This is a genomic window from Clostridium sp. UBA871, from assembly GCF_002295255.1.
In the GTDB taxonomy this organism is placed as follows: domain Bacteria; phylum Bacillota; class Clostridia; order Clostridiales; family Clostridiaceae; genus Clostridium_J; species Clostridium_J sulfidigenes.
Window position 1 is genome coordinate 611,232 of sequence record NZ_DBFV01000011.1, and the last position, 14,424, is coordinate 625,655.

A 14,424-nucleotide genomic window follows, 5' to 3' on the forward strand; every position below is an offset into this window, starting at 1 on the left:
CTTGCTTATTATATTTTAGGAAGAATGCATTTTGAAAATATTTTAAGAGCATCTTTAAAGTAATATATTTTATAATCTACTGGAATAGTTGAAATTCATAGCCTTGTGCTTTGGCTTCTTTTAGTATAGAATCAAGGATTTCTGTGTTGGTCTTAGAAACTGCATGAACAAGAAGAATTGCGCCATTGTGTAAGCCGTTCATTATAGTATCTTTTGCTCTAACTGGATCAGGTTGTTTGTTTATATCCCAATCATGATATGCAAAACTCCAAAATAATGTTTTATAACCTAGATTTTTTGTCATAGCTAAAGATTTCTCGGAGTATTCACCCATTGGTGGTCTGAAATAAAGTGGCATATTTTCACCAGTAATTTCTTTAAACTTTGATTCTACATCTGAAAATTCATTATTAAATTTCTCCTCTGATCTAGTAACATCTGGCATAGAAGGATGATGATTTGTGTGATTACCAACAATATGACCTTCTTCTACCATTCTTTTTATAATATCTGGATTATCTTTTACATAAGGTGAAGTTACAAAGAATATAGCCTTAACATCATTTGCTTTTAGTATATCTAAAATTTTAGGGGTATATCCATTTTCATAACCTTCATCAAAGGTTAAATAAAGTACCTTTTTACTAGTATCTCCTACGTAATGAGCATCATATTTATTTAAATCAAACTTTAAATTTAAATTTACTTCTGGTGTCACATGTTGTTTATTTGGTTTAAACCACCATGCTATTTTTTCATTGCTAAGATTAGTAGTATCTATTTTTGAAGCTATTGGAGCAGGATCTTCATTAGATGGGTTATTAGAGCTATCATTGGATATATTTTCATCTACCTCTGACGGCTTAACTGCTAAATCATCTTTTGAGGATGAAGGATTTCTCTGATCATTTTGAGAAGCTCCCTTAATTATTTCATCATCAATTTCTTTCACAGTATTAAATACACTTTTATTTTCATCCTTGTCTGTAGTTGAGTTTGAGGTAGACCCTGTGTTAGAAGTACATCCAACAAACATAAAAGAACTTATAATTACAAGGACTAAACTTAAATTACATATAAATTTTTTACTCATATTAATCCTCCTTTTTAGAATATCATTAGTGACTTTAGTAATTAATATACGAATAGCATGTGTTTATAGTTAATAAAAAATACAAAAAGTTTTTCTACTATAGTAATAAAAATATGTTTAACCTTTAGTAAGATTATCTTATAATGAAATGTAGAATATCGTACTATTTCCATAGTTCACTATTTAGATAGGTAAATAGCCAAATAGCTAAATAGCTATATAGGAAACTATTTAACTATTTGTTCTATTCATGCGGGTTTCAAGGTTTTTTCATTTAAATAGTAAAATTGGAAATATATTTAATATGAATATTAATAATTGCTTTGTTAATGAAAAATAAAGATTTAAGGGGCAGTGGGAATGATAAAGGTATTAACAGATACAACAATATATATTAAAGATGGAAAAATTGCAGACCATGGAGAGTCTTTAGTTATAGAAAAAGGATGTTATGCAGTACCTGGCTTTATAGATGAGCATACCCATGGTGGATACGGAATAGATGTCATGGACACTGATTATGAAGGTTTAAGAAATCTAACTAATAAATTGCCAGGAGAAGGAGTTACAGCTTTTCTTCCAACCACCATGACTGCAAGTTTGAAAAAAATAAGAGAAGCTATTGATAATACTTTAAAGGTTAAAAACCATAATGATAATAATGAAGTAGATGGAGCAGAAATAATTGGACTTCATTTGGAAGGTCCCTTTATAAATAAAAAGTATAAGGGAGCTCAGGTTGAGAATTATATTTTAACCCCAGATAGTGAGATAATGAAGGAGCTTATAAAACATTCTCACAATAACATTAAAAAGGTTACTTATGCTCCTGAATTAGACAATAAGTTCGAATTTATAAAATGTCTTACAAATAATAACATTATTCCATCAGTAGGGCATAGTGATGGAACTTTTTCTCAAATAGAAATAGCAGTAGAAAAGGGTCTTTCCAGTGTTACACATTTTCACAATGGACAAAGCTCTCATCATCATAGAGAACCTGGAGTAGTTACTGCTGGTTTTACTTTTGATGAATTAGGTGTAGAAATAATATGTGATGGAATACATCTTCACAAAGACACTATAAAAGCTGTTTATAAAATAAAGGGAAGGGAAAAAATAATATTAATAACAGATTCTATGGAAGCTAAAGGGTTAAAAGATGGTGAGTACAAACTTGGTGGACAAAAGGTTATTAAAGTTGGAAATGAAGCTAGACTTAAAGATACAACCTTAGCTGGAAGTTGTTTAACTATGATAGATGCTGTAAAGAATATAATAAAATTCACTGGATGTACCTTAGAAGACGCTGTCACTATGGCAAGTACAAATCCAGCTAGAAATTTAAATATACTTCATAGGAAGGGTAGTTTAGATAAAGGCAAGGACTGTGATATAGTAATATTAGATAATAAGTATAATATTGTAAAGACTCTATGTAAAGGAAAAGTTGTGTTTGAAAATAGATAAAAATTTTAGGATTAAGAAGGGAGAAATTATATTATGGCAAAGAAAAATAGTAAAAATAATGACTTTTTAAATACTCATAGAAATAGCTCATCCCCTAAGATATATTCTCTTTTATTGGATTTAGTAAATGATGATAGAGAAGACTTAGCCAAAATTGTATTAAAAGTAGATTATTTGCTTCAATATACCAGTAATGCTATAAAACAAAGGGATTATGCAGAAGCAAAAGAGGCTATAGAAAAGGCTAGAGAAAGAATTGATAGTTTAAAGGCTGAAAATGTGGATGTAGAGTATTTAGAATACCTCTACCAAGGGATAATTAAAAATTGCAAGACAGTTAAATAATATAACTACATAATTTTATAGCTTTATTTTAGTAAAGAGTATATACTTAATTGGAATGAGCTAAGAGTTAGAACTCTGTTTATTCTATAGAGAATTTAACTAGTAGAGATAATAAAGGAGATTTTATGAGAAATTTAAAAATGGTAATAGAATATGATGGAACTAGATATAAAGGATGGCAAAAGCAAAAGGATAATGTTGCTACTATACAAGGTAAAATTGAAAATGTATTAAGTAAGATGACTAATGAAGATATTCAAGTTATAGGTTGTGGTAGAACAGACACAGGAGTACATGCTAAAAACTATATAGCTAATTTTCATACTAAATCTACCCTTACCAATGAAGATATTTTGAACTATCTTTATGAATTTTTACCAGAGGATATAGTTGTAAAATCAGTAACTGATGTTCACGAAAGATTTCACTCTAGATATAATGCAAAGGCAAAAACCTATGAGTATACTATAAACAATGGAAAATATAGAAATGTATTTAATAGAAAATTTACATACCACATTGAAGAAGAAATAAATTTAAATGCTATGATGGCAGCTGCAGATATTTTGGTTGGTACCCATGATTTTAAGAGTTTCACAAGCTTAAAATCAGATAATAAATCCACTGTTAGAACTATAAATTATATTGATATAACAAAGGATGATGAGATTATTAAAATAGAAGTCAATGGAGATGGATTCCTTTTAAATATGGTTAGAATAATAGTTGGAACTCTTTTAGAAGTTGGGAAAAATCAGTTAAAGCCAAGTGATGTTGCTAAAATTTTAGAGGCAAAAGAGAGAGCACAAGCTGGACCAATGGCTCAGGCTAAAGGATTATGCTTAAAAGAAGTTGAATATAATTAATTTTAAGAGAGCAATAATGCTCTCTTTTTGTATAAGTATTGAAATTTTGTTTACCCTAAATAGAGAATGATTATTTAAGGTGGACATAAAATGGGTAAATTAAAGACGTTACAAATAATAAAGACATTTCCTGGAAATATACATATAATGGTAGCGAGTGAAGCTCTATGTGCTCTGGGCATGGGAATGTTTTTCTTTTTGCAAATTTTATATTATGATTTTATAGGTTTATCAGCTGAAGCTATAGGAACAATATTTTCTCTAGGCTCTCTATTTACTTTGACAGGCTTTTTTGTAGGACCATTTATTAAAATACTTGGAAGAAAGAGAATTTTATGTATAGGATTATTAATTTGTGCCATAGGAGTTGGGTTTCATATGGGGTTTAGAGCAATGATAATTCTTATGTTTGGTCAAATTCTTATAAATATAGGTACGTGTCTTATAAATGTTACAGAGTTACAATTGTTGTATTCATATACTATAGGTAAAAAGGAATGTTGTGCCTATAGCTATAAGTATTCCGTAAATTTAATAGCCGGAGCTGTAGGAGCACTAATAGCTGGAAATATAACAGGAATAGAATATTTTGCGAGAATAGGGTATAAAAAGTTATTTCTACTAGCAGCTATAATTCTAATAGTGACTTCAACTATTAGATGCTTATTGCTACCTAAGGATATAACTAATGTAGCAGAGAATGAAGAAGTAAAGAAAAGTATGAGGAAAACAATAGAATGCTTAAAGTCTGATAAGCAAATTAGACTTTTTTCTATGCTTTTATTTATTAACGCCATAGGATTTAGTGGTGTAGCACCTTATAATAATTTAATATTAAAGAATTATTTTGGTTTAGGAAATAATATAATATCTTATATAACTTTTTCATTAACTATTTTAAGTATGTTTGGGCTTATTTTAATGCCAGGGATTATAGAACGGATGGGGGTAAAGAAATTTAACCTGACTGTATTTATAATTGCAATTATCAGTTGTTTTATGTTAGCAGTGGTTTCTAGCAGTGAATTGTTTATACTTTTCTTAGTTATTAGAGGTATATCTGTTGGTCTTATAATTTACTCTTTAGATAGTCTGATGATGAGTAATATAGCCATAGAGCATCGAGATATATTTGCATCATTAAAGATGCTAGCTAATGGATTCTCATTAGCTATAGGGAATTTTCTTGGTGGAACTATTTTGAATAACTTGGGATATAGATATAATTATTTATACGGTTTTATTATACTTATTTGTGCTACTATATTTTTCTATCTTAAGGTTAGAAGATATATGACAAGTACTACGATAAATAGATCTTGTTCCTGTAATTTTAAGGCTAGACATATTGAATATAAGAAATAGTAGAAGTTGATAAAATAATTAACATAGACCATGTGCTTACTTGATAAATGTGGGGGAGCATATGGTCTATTGTAGTTTAATAGAGTATCATATATAATATATTTATAGCTTAATAAATGACATAAAGTAGGAGGAATCTGTATGGGGGTTACAATAAAGGACATTGCGAAGATTGCCCAAGTGTCGGCAACTACGGTTTCTAATGTTATTAATGGAAAGACAGCAAAAACTACAGAGGAGACAAAACAGAGAATACTAAATTTAATTAAGGAGCTTGACTATAAACCGAATGCCATGGCTAGGAGTTTGGTTAATGGAGAAACTAAGCTTATTGGGGTTATTTTGCCGGATATTTCTAGTTTTTATTTTTCACGAATAATTAAGGGTATTGAGGAAACGGCAGAGGAGCATGGATACAGCATATTAGTTTGCAGTACATATAATGATGCAGAAAATGAACATAAGTATATTAACCTAATGAGAGAGCACTGTGTAGATGGCATTATAATTGCGCCTAGTTTAATAAAGGAGAGTTGGCAATTTGAAGATTTATTAAGAATTAAGTATCCTATGGTGGCTATTCATCGTAGCATTAGTAGTAGTGAAGACGTTTGCAATGTATATCTAGATAGTTATAGGGATGGTTATGAAGCAACTAAATATCTTATTGAATTAGGACATAAAAATATAGGGTGTATTAATGGAACACCTTGGTTAGCAAATTGTGGAGATGGCATGGAAGGGTATAGACAAGCTATGAAAGATCATAGCTTAGAAATAGATGATGAATGGACACACTCTTCTATGCATGATGTAGAAACTGGTATTAAGGGAGCGGAAAAACTTTTAAATTGTAAAAGTAAGGTTACAGCTATAGTAGCTTGTTCTGATGTTATTGCTTATGGAGTTTATAAAGTTGCTAATAAGGTTAAGATATCTATACCATATGATTTATCTGTTATAGGTATTGATGATTTGGTTTTTTCTGAAATTATAACGCCAGCACTTACAACGTTTAAACAACCTATAAAAGAAATGGCTAGAAAAGCCACTGAAGAGTTAATATCTATAATTTTACGACAACCAAGAGAACAATCAGAGTATAGGTATACATCTGAATTAGTTATAAGAGAAAGTGTAGAAAGAATATAGTTTTAATCCCTATCTAATATAGATGGGGATTTTTTATTTGAGACAGTTACTTCATATATTTGCCATATATAATATGAAGCTGTATATTATAATTAGTGGATAATTTTTAATTTGGGAGAGAGATATGGGTATAAAGATTTTAATAGTAGAAGATGAAATATCTATAAGTGATATATTATATACTGCATTAAAAAGTGAAGGATATAATGTAAGATGTGGATTTACGGCTAAAGAAGGCAGAGAATTAGTAAAAAATTATAAACCTGATTTAGCTTTGTTAGATTTAAATTTACCAGATGAAAGTGGCTTCGAGTTATGTAAAGAAATTAATAGTAAGTATTTAATTCCAATTGTAATATTAACTGCAAGAAATGATATAGTAGATAAAATTTTAGGATTAGAGCTAGGAGCTGATGATTATATAACTAAGCCATTTCATATAAAGGAAGTCCTTGCAAGGGTTAAAACTGCTCTTAGATGTGTAGAAAAGTACAAAGTGAAGAGCCAAAGTGAATTTTTAGAAGTTTCAAATCATATAAAAATAAATATAGATAGTAGAATTGTATTAAAGGATGAAGAAGAAGTCAGATTGAAACCACAGGAATATGATTTGTTTGAATTCTTAGTGAAGAATAGGAATAGAGTATTTTCAAGAGAAGAACTTCTTAATAAAGTTTGGGGATATGATTATGATGGAGATATTAGAACTGTAGATGTTCATGTAAGAAGAATTCGAAGTAAATTAGATAATGAAAATGAGAGATATCTTATAGATACAGTATTTGGGGTAGGATATGTGATGAGGTAATAATATGAAAATAAGAGTAAAATTTATATTTTCTATACTATCTATAATTATAACTTTTGGAGTAATATTGAATTTATCCATAAGGAATATATTAATTATTAGAATGGAGACATCCATAGGTAATTCACTAAATGAAATTATGTATAGTACTAGAGAAGCTATAAAATATAGACTGCTAGCTACAGAGTTAGAGTATGAAAAAGATAGCTTAGTTAAAGAAAGCAATTACTTAAATAGATATATATCATCTAATTTCCAGTGCACTGTAGAAATAAGTGATACAGATGGCAAGATATTAAGTGAGAACGTAGATGAATCTTTTAGGGAAATATTAAATAGTGGAAATAAAAATGCTGGATCTGGAACTGCTATTGTTAATCTTAAATATGAAGATAAAAAACTCTATGGAATTCTGTCCTATCCTATTTTTGTGAATGAAGATAATCTAGGGGTTCTTAGTATTATAAAAGATTATAGTGAGGTTTATGGTGAAAATAATAGGATGCTTTTATTTATAACTGTTGTAGAAGGTATTATATTATTCTTTATATTTAGCTTATGCTTTTTCATAATAACTAAAGTTACTAAGCCTATAATAACATTGACAGAAGGCGTAAAAAGAGTTGGACGAGGAGACTATAGTTTTTATATAGATGCTCATGGAAATGATGAAATAGCTATATTGTCAAGAGAATTTAATAGTATGAAAGAAAAAATAAAAGAACAAATAAATACAATAAAAGAAGAAAAACAAAAGGTAGAGAAATTAGAGAAAAGTAGAAAAGCTTTTTTTGATAATGTGACTCATGAAATGAAGACACCGTTAACTGCTATTTCTGGATATGCAGAGATGATAAATGATGGGATGGTAAAGGATGAGGCTTTTAAGAAAAGAGCTATAGAAAGAATATATCTAGAGAGTGAAAGATTACATCACTTAATTATAGAGTTAATAGAAATATCCAAGGGATTATCTTATACTACAGAAGAATTTAAGGATATTAGAATAGATAAACTTATAGATGAGATAAGTGATGACATGAGTATAAAAGCTAAAAAATACTCTATGAAAATTATAAGAAATTTAGAAAGTGGTATAGTATCAGCACAGTGTAACAGGATTAGGGAACTTATTATAAATTTAATTGATAATGGTATAAAATATTCTAAATCACAAGAGTATCTTTATATAAATGGGAAAATAGAAGGGAAGAAATATATTATAGAAGTAGAGAGTATGTCAGGAGTTATTCCTAAGGAAATATATGATCATATTTTTGAAGCTTTTATAAAATCTAATAAGTATTCAGAATCTGAAAGTAGAGGACTCGGATTATACCTATGCAGTGAAATTATAAAAGATCATGGAGGTTCTATAGATATTATAAATGGAGAAAAGGTTACTGTAAGAGTAGATATGCCATTAAGTATAAAATAACCTTGTTAATAACTTGGAAATAACTTTACTATAGTTGTTAAAATTTTCATCATATACTTATATTAAAGTTATTAAGTAAGGGGTGCTTGAAAATGAAAATAAATAAATTTCTATTGTGTTCTGTAGCTTTTGTTATGGTCACTGGTACAGTTATAATGGGAGGATGCAAAAATAAAGATAAAGAGATTGTTTTATCTGAAAATGTAGCCAAAGATATTCAAGTTGAGGAAAATGAAATAGAAAAGTATATAAAGGAGGGCAATAAGTTTCTAGAAGAAAAAAAATATGCAGAGGCTAGAAAGTCCTATGAAGCTGCAATAACAAAAGGAAAGAATGATAAGCAGATATATACAGATATAAAGGATGAGTATATAAAAAAAAAGAGGTACGATGATGCTTACTATATTATAAAATTAGCTATTGATAATAAGGTTGATACAGAAAATATGGAAAAGATTCTTACTAGTATAAGGGTAAAAATGGAAGGAGTTGAGTTATCTTATGATATATATGAAGATGACCTTTCATTTGTTTTACCAGAAGAGGTAGAAGTAATTGTAGATAACAATAAGATAAAGGATTATGTTCTTTGGGAAAAATCAAAGATAGATATATTAAATCAACCTGGACAATATTCATACAATGGGGTGACAAAGGAATATGGAAGAAATGTTCATGCTACCTTAAATATAAAAGAGAATATGTATGATAGTAGAATTGGATATGTAAAAGATATTTACACAGATAATAATGTTATTTATATATCCTTCGATGAAGTAGAATTTTATACTGGAGAAGATGCCTTAGTAGAAGCTAAAAAGGATAATAAAGCTATAAAAGAAGAGGATGGAACTTATATAGTTTATGATGACTATTATATTAGAAATTCTGTAGTTGAAACAAAGGTTTATGAAGTATCTAAGGATGTAGCTATGAACTTATTAGCCTATGAAGTAAACCCAGATAATAATAAGATTGATTTTCAAACAGTTAATTATGATACTTTTAAAAAGCATATAGATAAGTATAAGAAGGACATCTCTGCAGAAAGAGCTTTACTATGTAAAGTGGATATGAAAAATAGTATAGTTGCATCAATTAGTAGACAATTTACTCCATAGTAGTGTAAATAAATATATACTATATGTTACAATAATTAGTAAGGTAATAGAATCACATTAAACTTATAGTGATAAGCTATAGCTAATAATAAAATAAGTTTTAAGTTATAAGTTATTATAACTTAAAATTTATTTTGGAAATGAGGTAGTATATATGAAGTTGATTTCGTGGAATGTTAATGGCATTAGAGCTTGCGTTCAAAAAGGATTTTTAGATTTCTTTAAAGAAGTAGATGCAGATATGTTTTGTATTCAAGAAAGTAAAGTTCAAGGTGGGCAGATAGAACTTGCTTTAGAAGGATATCATCAATACTGGAATTATGCTGAAAAAAAAGGATATTCAGGAACTGCTATATTTACAAAGATAGAACCTATGAATGTATCCTATGGTATTGGAATAGAAGAACATGATAAAGAAGGTAGAGTAATTACTTTAGAGTTTGAAAAGTTTTATCTTGTAACAGTATATACTCCAAACTCTAAGTCGGAGTTAGAAAGACTTGATTATAGAATGGTTTGGGAAGATGAATTTAGAAAACATCTTAAAAATTTAGATGAAAATAAACCAGTGATAGTCTGTGGAGATTTAAATGTAGCTCATAAGGAGATAGATCTTAAAAATCCTAAAAATAATAGAAGAAATGCAGGATTTACTGATGAAGAAAGAAATAAATTCACTGAATTATTAGATTCTGGATTTATAGATACCTTTAGAAATTTCTATCCTGATTTAGAAGGAACATATTCTTGGTGGTCTTATAGATTTAAAGCTAGAGAGAAAAATGCAGGATGGAGAATTGATTATTTCTGTACCTCAGAAAGATTAAAGGAAAATTTAATTTCAGCTAAGATACATACAGAGATATTAGGTTCAGACCATTGTCCAGTAGAAGTTGAAATTAATATTTAACATTTAAAGTAATATTATTCCATAAACTTAAATATAATATATAAAATTATACTTAAGTAAATATGGAGGGGTTACTATGATAATAGATGCTAGTTTAAGAGATTTAAAAATTAAGGGAAGAAAATTTAGAAATGAAGGAAGAACTGTGGGAATGATACTTAGAAGTAATGGAGATACTTTGCCAATTAGTATTAAACGTTCAGATATGGATAAATTTCTAAAAAGATATGGAGACCATAGTGATGTAACTTTAAGGGTTCATGGAGAAAATATTAATACATCCATAATAGAAGTACAAAGAGATCTACTACTTCATTATGCACATAATGTGCAGTTTAAAGAAATTTAAATTATAGTTTGAAAAATCCCCAGTTAAATTGNNCAATTTAACTGGGGATTTTTCTTATTTTAGTATCATTTATAGACTAAAGTGGTATTCTTGCAAGAACCATATGTTTATTTTTCATATTATATAACTGTTCCTTAGTGATTTCTTGAATAGTTGTAATCTTAGTTACATTGTGGATCATACCAACTCTAATTTTTGCATCTTCTAAGTCTCTTGCTAATAATGTTCCACAGTATCTAGCATCTTCAGTATCCACATTAAATAAGAATACATTTAATTTCTCTATTGGTACAACATCTTTCTTTAAAAATTCATCATCAAATTCAACTTCACTATCAAGAGAGATTAAACCTTCTCTAACTATAAGTTTATCCCACCCTTTATATTCACAAAGTCTACCCCATAGTCCTAAATTCATAATGCTTCTTACAGTAAGTTTTACCATCATAAAAATTCACTCCCTCTCAATTTTAACTCTCATATATTTTAATTATTATTGTACCATTATTTTGAAGATTATTCAATCAATTTACTGAATATTTAAATCATTTATAGTTTGTATACAATATTTATTGATTATACATTAATAAATATATTAAATTTATCAATAATTATGATTACCAATTTAAAAAGATTTATGTTATTAGATCTTTGTATATTTATTCTAAGGTTTGTAATGAATATTTTATAATAAGATTTTTATATATTATCAATAAACGAGTAAAATTAATTATATTAATATTAAAATTAATTATATTAATATAATGCTTATTGAAAATTAATTTTTTGAATAATAATATTAATTATTTTCAATGTATATATTTACAATTAAAAGAATATGCCGTATAATTTTATTTAGGAGGTGGCAAGAATGTATAAGGCATTAACAAGATGTCCTGTTTGTTCAGGAAAATTGAATATAAAAAGGCTACAGTGTGATGAATGTAATACTGTAATTGAAAATAATTTTACTTTTTCAAAGTTTGAGAAGTTAAATCATGATCAATTAAGGTTTGTAGAAACCTTTTTACAATATAGAGGAAATATAAAAGATGTAGAGAAGGCATTAGGAATTTCTTATCCAACAGTAAGGGGTAAGTTAGATGAAATAAATGAAGTATTAGGGCTATCTAGTAAAAAACAGCATGAAATTGATAGAAAACATGTAATTACAAAGTTAGAAAATGGTGAGATAACTTCAGATGAAGCTATCGAACTTTTAAATAAAATATAAATTAGGGGGAGTAATCATGGAAGATAAGTTAAGAATTTTAAAAATGGTAGAGGAAGGAAAGCTTACAGGGGAGCAAGCAAGTAAACTTCTAGAAACCTTAGAAAAGAACGATGGAGATAAAGTAAAAGGCGAAGATGATGATGAATTCTTTAAAATACCAAAATCAACTAACGGGACTAGAATGCTTTATATAAGGATTAAATCTCACGATGGAGAAAATGTTAAAGTTACAATACCACTAGAGGTTATAAAAATAATGGCTTCTGCTGGTAGTAATGTAATTGAAAGTATGGACAAATATGATATCAAAATTGATATGATATTAGAAGCTATTGATAAAGGTGTTGTAGGACCAATTGTACAAGTAGATACAGATGAGGGAGATAAAATATTGATAGAAATAGCTTAAAATAATATATTAAGGGGATTTGAGTAAATGATTATCAATATAAAAGAAACAGGGGAAAATAAGAGTAAAAATATATGTATACCAAGGGTTTGTATTTCGCTAGGAATATTTGTACTACCTTTAGCATTAAAATCTATGTATAGGAAAAAAAATAATAGTAAAACCAAGGTAGCAATTAACAATAAAGAAATGAAGAACTTAAAAAAAGCAATTAAGTATCTTAATAAAAAATATAAAGGCTTAGTTCTTGTAGATATAAAAACCAATGAAGGAGAAAGTGTAAAAATAGTTATATAGATAATATATGTATGTATTTTAAAGAGATGATCAGTTTGATTAAAGTCATTATGTAAAACTACATAATGACTTTAATACCTTTAGATTCAGCCTGTTTTATGAAATCCTCTAAATTTACAATATAACAATTTTTTAAACTAATAGTTTTCAGTGTAGGTATATCAAAAAGTTTAGAATAATCTGATATGTAAGCGTAGGATAGATTCAAGGTTTTTAGATTATTTATAACTTCTATTCCATCTACAATTAAAGGACCTTCTAAACATAGAGAGAATTCCTCTACATTAGGAAAATTTTTCAAAGTTGAAAGCTGAAAATCACTGCTAAAGCTAATGGTTAAGTTTTTTACCTTTGGGAATAATGGCAGACTATTTATAGAATCAGTTTTAGGATATATAAGTTTAAAAGTATCTATTTTATCAAATAAGGCTACTTCACTTAAGACATTTAAGTTGCATCTGTGTATACTTAAAGTCTTTAAATTATACAACTTAGTAATAGGTAAATAATCTAAAATTAATCCATCATCATTAATATCCAAGGTGTTTAAATTTTCAATGTATTCTAAGCCTTTTAGATTAGATACATTTTTTATTTTAAGTATATTTACATTTGAAAGTTCAGTTTTATTCAAAGAATTTAAAGAATATGAATTCATACCTATGGCTTTTTTTACAGTAGTATTAAGGTTAGAATCTTTTATAATTCTCTTAGAATATATGTAATAATTAATTGAAAAGAAAGTACATATAGATAAAATCACCATAATAATTTTTAGATATTTTTTACTATGGAATTCTTTTGTAACTCTGTAGATTATAGATATACCTAAAGATAATATAAGAATTATATGACTAGGTATGTATATGTATAATTTAAACAATAAATAATTTAAAATCATTGGAATGGTTATAATATAACTGATAATAATAAAATTAGAAGAGTGAAATTCATTAAAATTAGTGATGGTTATAATTACAGTTATACATAATAATACAATCCATGGCAAAGGAAATTTACCATCTAGGACTAATAGATTTGAAAAGAATATATTAAATATCATAAAAACAATGAGAAAACTTATAGAAATAATATACCAAACATTACATTTAGATTCTTTAGGATATAAAGTAATAATATTATTTTTTACATTAGTTTTATAAAAAAAGTTTTTCATTCCGTCCTCCTAGTATTAAGGGTTATAATGTTATACAAATATTATATTTTAAAAATAGTCATATGTAAACGTATAATAGACTCGAGAAAATGTAATATTTAACGGCAAATTTAGAGGATTTTATCATAAAAAATATTTAAAACAGAAAAATTTTTTAATATTTATTAATATAAATAAAAATGCTGTAGAAAATAGTAGTTTAAGAGATAAATATTATAGTATAAATATTATATTCAATTAATTAATAAGTTTACATTTTAATTAATTGAATATTTATTGACTTTTATTTTTTAAAATAGTATATTGAAAATATGTACAATGAAGTACTTAAAGAGCAGTGAAGCTCCATAGGATTATTCCTATGGAGCTTTTTGTGGTTGTTTTTAGGGT

General features: G+C 27.4%; 16 protein-coding genes. 13 read left to right on the forward strand and 3 right to left on the reverse strand.

Going from position 1 to position 14,424, the window contains the following annotated elements:
* Positions 1 to 76: 76 nt before the first annotated feature.
* Complete coding sequence (pdaA, locus tag B3086_RS15985) at positions 77 to 1,093, reverse strand: delta-lactam-biosynthetic de-N-acetylase (RefSeq protein ID WP_346847385.1); 1,017 nt, start codon at positions 1,091 to 1,093, stop codon at positions 77 to 79.
* 360 nt (positions 1,094 to 1,453) lie between these two features.
* Between pdaA and nagA the strand changes: the two genes are divergently transcribed.
* From nagA to B3086_RS16035, 10 genes are all read left to right on the forward strand, one after another.
* Positions 1,454 to 2,563: an N-acetylglucosamine-6-phosphate deacetylase gene (gene nagA / locus B3086_RS15990; protein WP_346847386.1), complete on the forward strand. Its 1,110-nt coding sequence runs from the start codon at positions 1,454 to 1,456 to the stop codon at positions 2,561 to 2,563.
* A gap of 33 nt (positions 2,564 to 2,596) precedes the next feature.
* A complete protein-coding gene (locus B3086_RS15995) occupies positions 2,597 to 2,908 on the forward strand; it encodes a hypothetical protein (RefSeq protein ID WP_035130235.1) in 312 nt (103 codons plus the stop codon).
* 125 nt (positions 2,909 to 3,033) lie between these two features.
* Complete coding sequence (gene truA / locus B3086_RS16000; protein ID WP_346893903.1) at positions 3,034 to 3,774, forward strand: tRNA pseudouridine(38-40) synthase TruA; 741 nt, start codon at positions 3,034 to 3,036, stop codon at positions 3,772 to 3,774.
* Positions 3,775 to 3,864: 90 nt separating this feature from the next.
* Positions 3,865 to 5,139, forward strand: coding sequence for an MFS transporter (locus B3086_RS16005; protein WP_346893905.1), 1,275 nt, complete (start codon positions 3,865 to 3,867; stop codon positions 5,137 to 5,139).
* 141 nt (positions 5,140 to 5,280) lie between these two features.
* The gene (locus B3086_RS16010) at positions 5,281 to 6,291 is read left to right on the forward strand and encodes a substrate-binding domain-containing protein (protein WP_346847389.1); all 1,011 of its coding nucleotides are present in this window, start codon (positions 5,281 to 5,283) and stop codon (positions 6,289 to 6,291) included.
* Between the two features lie 124 nt (positions 6,292 to 6,415).
* Positions 6,416 to 7,099 (forward strand): response regulator transcription factor, encoded by a 684-nt coding sequence (locus B3086_RS16015; RefSeq protein WP_346847390.1) that lies wholly within the window; start codon positions 6,416 to 6,418, stop codon positions 7,097 to 7,099.
* A 4-nt stretch (positions 7,100 to 7,103) separates the two neighbouring features.
* The gene (locus B3086_RS16020) at positions 7,104 to 8,537 is read left to right on the forward strand and encodes a HAMP domain-containing sensor histidine kinase (protein WP_346847391.1); all 1,434 of its coding nucleotides are present in this window, start codon (positions 7,104 to 7,106) and stop codon (positions 8,535 to 8,537) included.
* Between the two features lie 92 nt (positions 8,538 to 8,629).
* On the forward strand, positions 8,630 to 9,658 hold the full coding sequence (locus B3086_RS16025; protein ID WP_346847392.1) for a hypothetical protein: 1,029 nt from the start codon (positions 8,630 to 8,632) through the stop codon (positions 9,656 to 9,658).
* 154 nt (positions 9,659 to 9,812) lie between these two features.
* Positions 9,813 to 10,568 (forward strand): exodeoxyribonuclease III, encoded by a 756-nt coding sequence (locus tag B3086_RS16030; RefSeq protein ID WP_346847393.1) that lies wholly within the window; start codon positions 9,813 to 9,815, stop codon positions 10,566 to 10,568.
* A 76-nt stretch (positions 10,569 to 10,644) separates the two neighbouring features.
* Entirely contained in the window at positions 10,645 to 10,917 is a 273-nt protein-coding gene (locus B3086_RS16035) for a hypothetical protein (RefSeq protein WP_346847394.1), read from the forward strand.
* Positions 10,918 to 10,993: 76 nt separating this feature from the next.
* On the opposite strand, the gene B3086_RS16040 is transcribed toward B3086_RS16035, so the two are convergent.
* Positions 10,994 to 11,365 carry a hypothetical protein gene (locus tag B3086_RS16040; RefSeq protein WP_035130245.1) on the reverse strand — a complete coding sequence of 124 codons (372 nt, stop codon included), beginning with the start codon at positions 11,363 to 11,365 and terminating at the stop codon, positions 10,994 to 10,996.
* Positions 11,366 to 11,788: 423 nt separating this feature from the next.
* Between B3086_RS16040 and B3086_RS16045 the strand changes: the two genes are divergently transcribed.
* From B3086_RS16045 to B3086_RS16055, 3 genes are read left to right on the forward strand one after another with little or no spacing between them, the layout of a single operon-like run.
* The gene (locus B3086_RS16045) at positions 11,789 to 12,151 is read left to right on the forward strand and encodes a DUF2089 domain-containing protein (protein ID WP_035130549.1); all 363 of its coding nucleotides are present in this window, start codon (positions 11,789 to 11,791) and stop codon (positions 12,149 to 12,151) included.
* Between the two features lie 16 nt (positions 12,152 to 12,167).
* The gene (locus tag B3086_RS16050; RefSeq protein WP_035130552.1) at positions 12,168 to 12,560 is read left to right on the forward strand and encodes an SHOCT-like domain-containing protein; all 393 of its coding nucleotides are present in this window, start codon (positions 12,168 to 12,170) and stop codon (positions 12,558 to 12,560) included.
* Between the two features lie 27 nt (positions 12,561 to 12,587).
* Complete coding sequence (locus B3086_RS16055) at positions 12,588 to 12,857, forward strand: hypothetical protein (protein WP_346893907.1); 270 nt, start codon at positions 12,588 to 12,590, stop codon at positions 12,855 to 12,857.
* A 58-nt stretch (positions 12,858 to 12,915) separates the two neighbouring features.
* Here B3086_RS16055 and B3086_RS16060 read toward each other — a convergent pair whose 3' ends face one another.
* Positions 12,916 to 14,034 carry a hypothetical protein gene (locus B3086_RS16060; RefSeq protein WP_035130558.1) on the reverse strand — a complete coding sequence of 373 codons (1,119 nt, stop codon included), beginning with the start codon at positions 14,032 to 14,034 and terminating at the stop codon, positions 12,916 to 12,918.
* Positions 14,035 to 14,424: the final 390 nt, after the last annotated feature.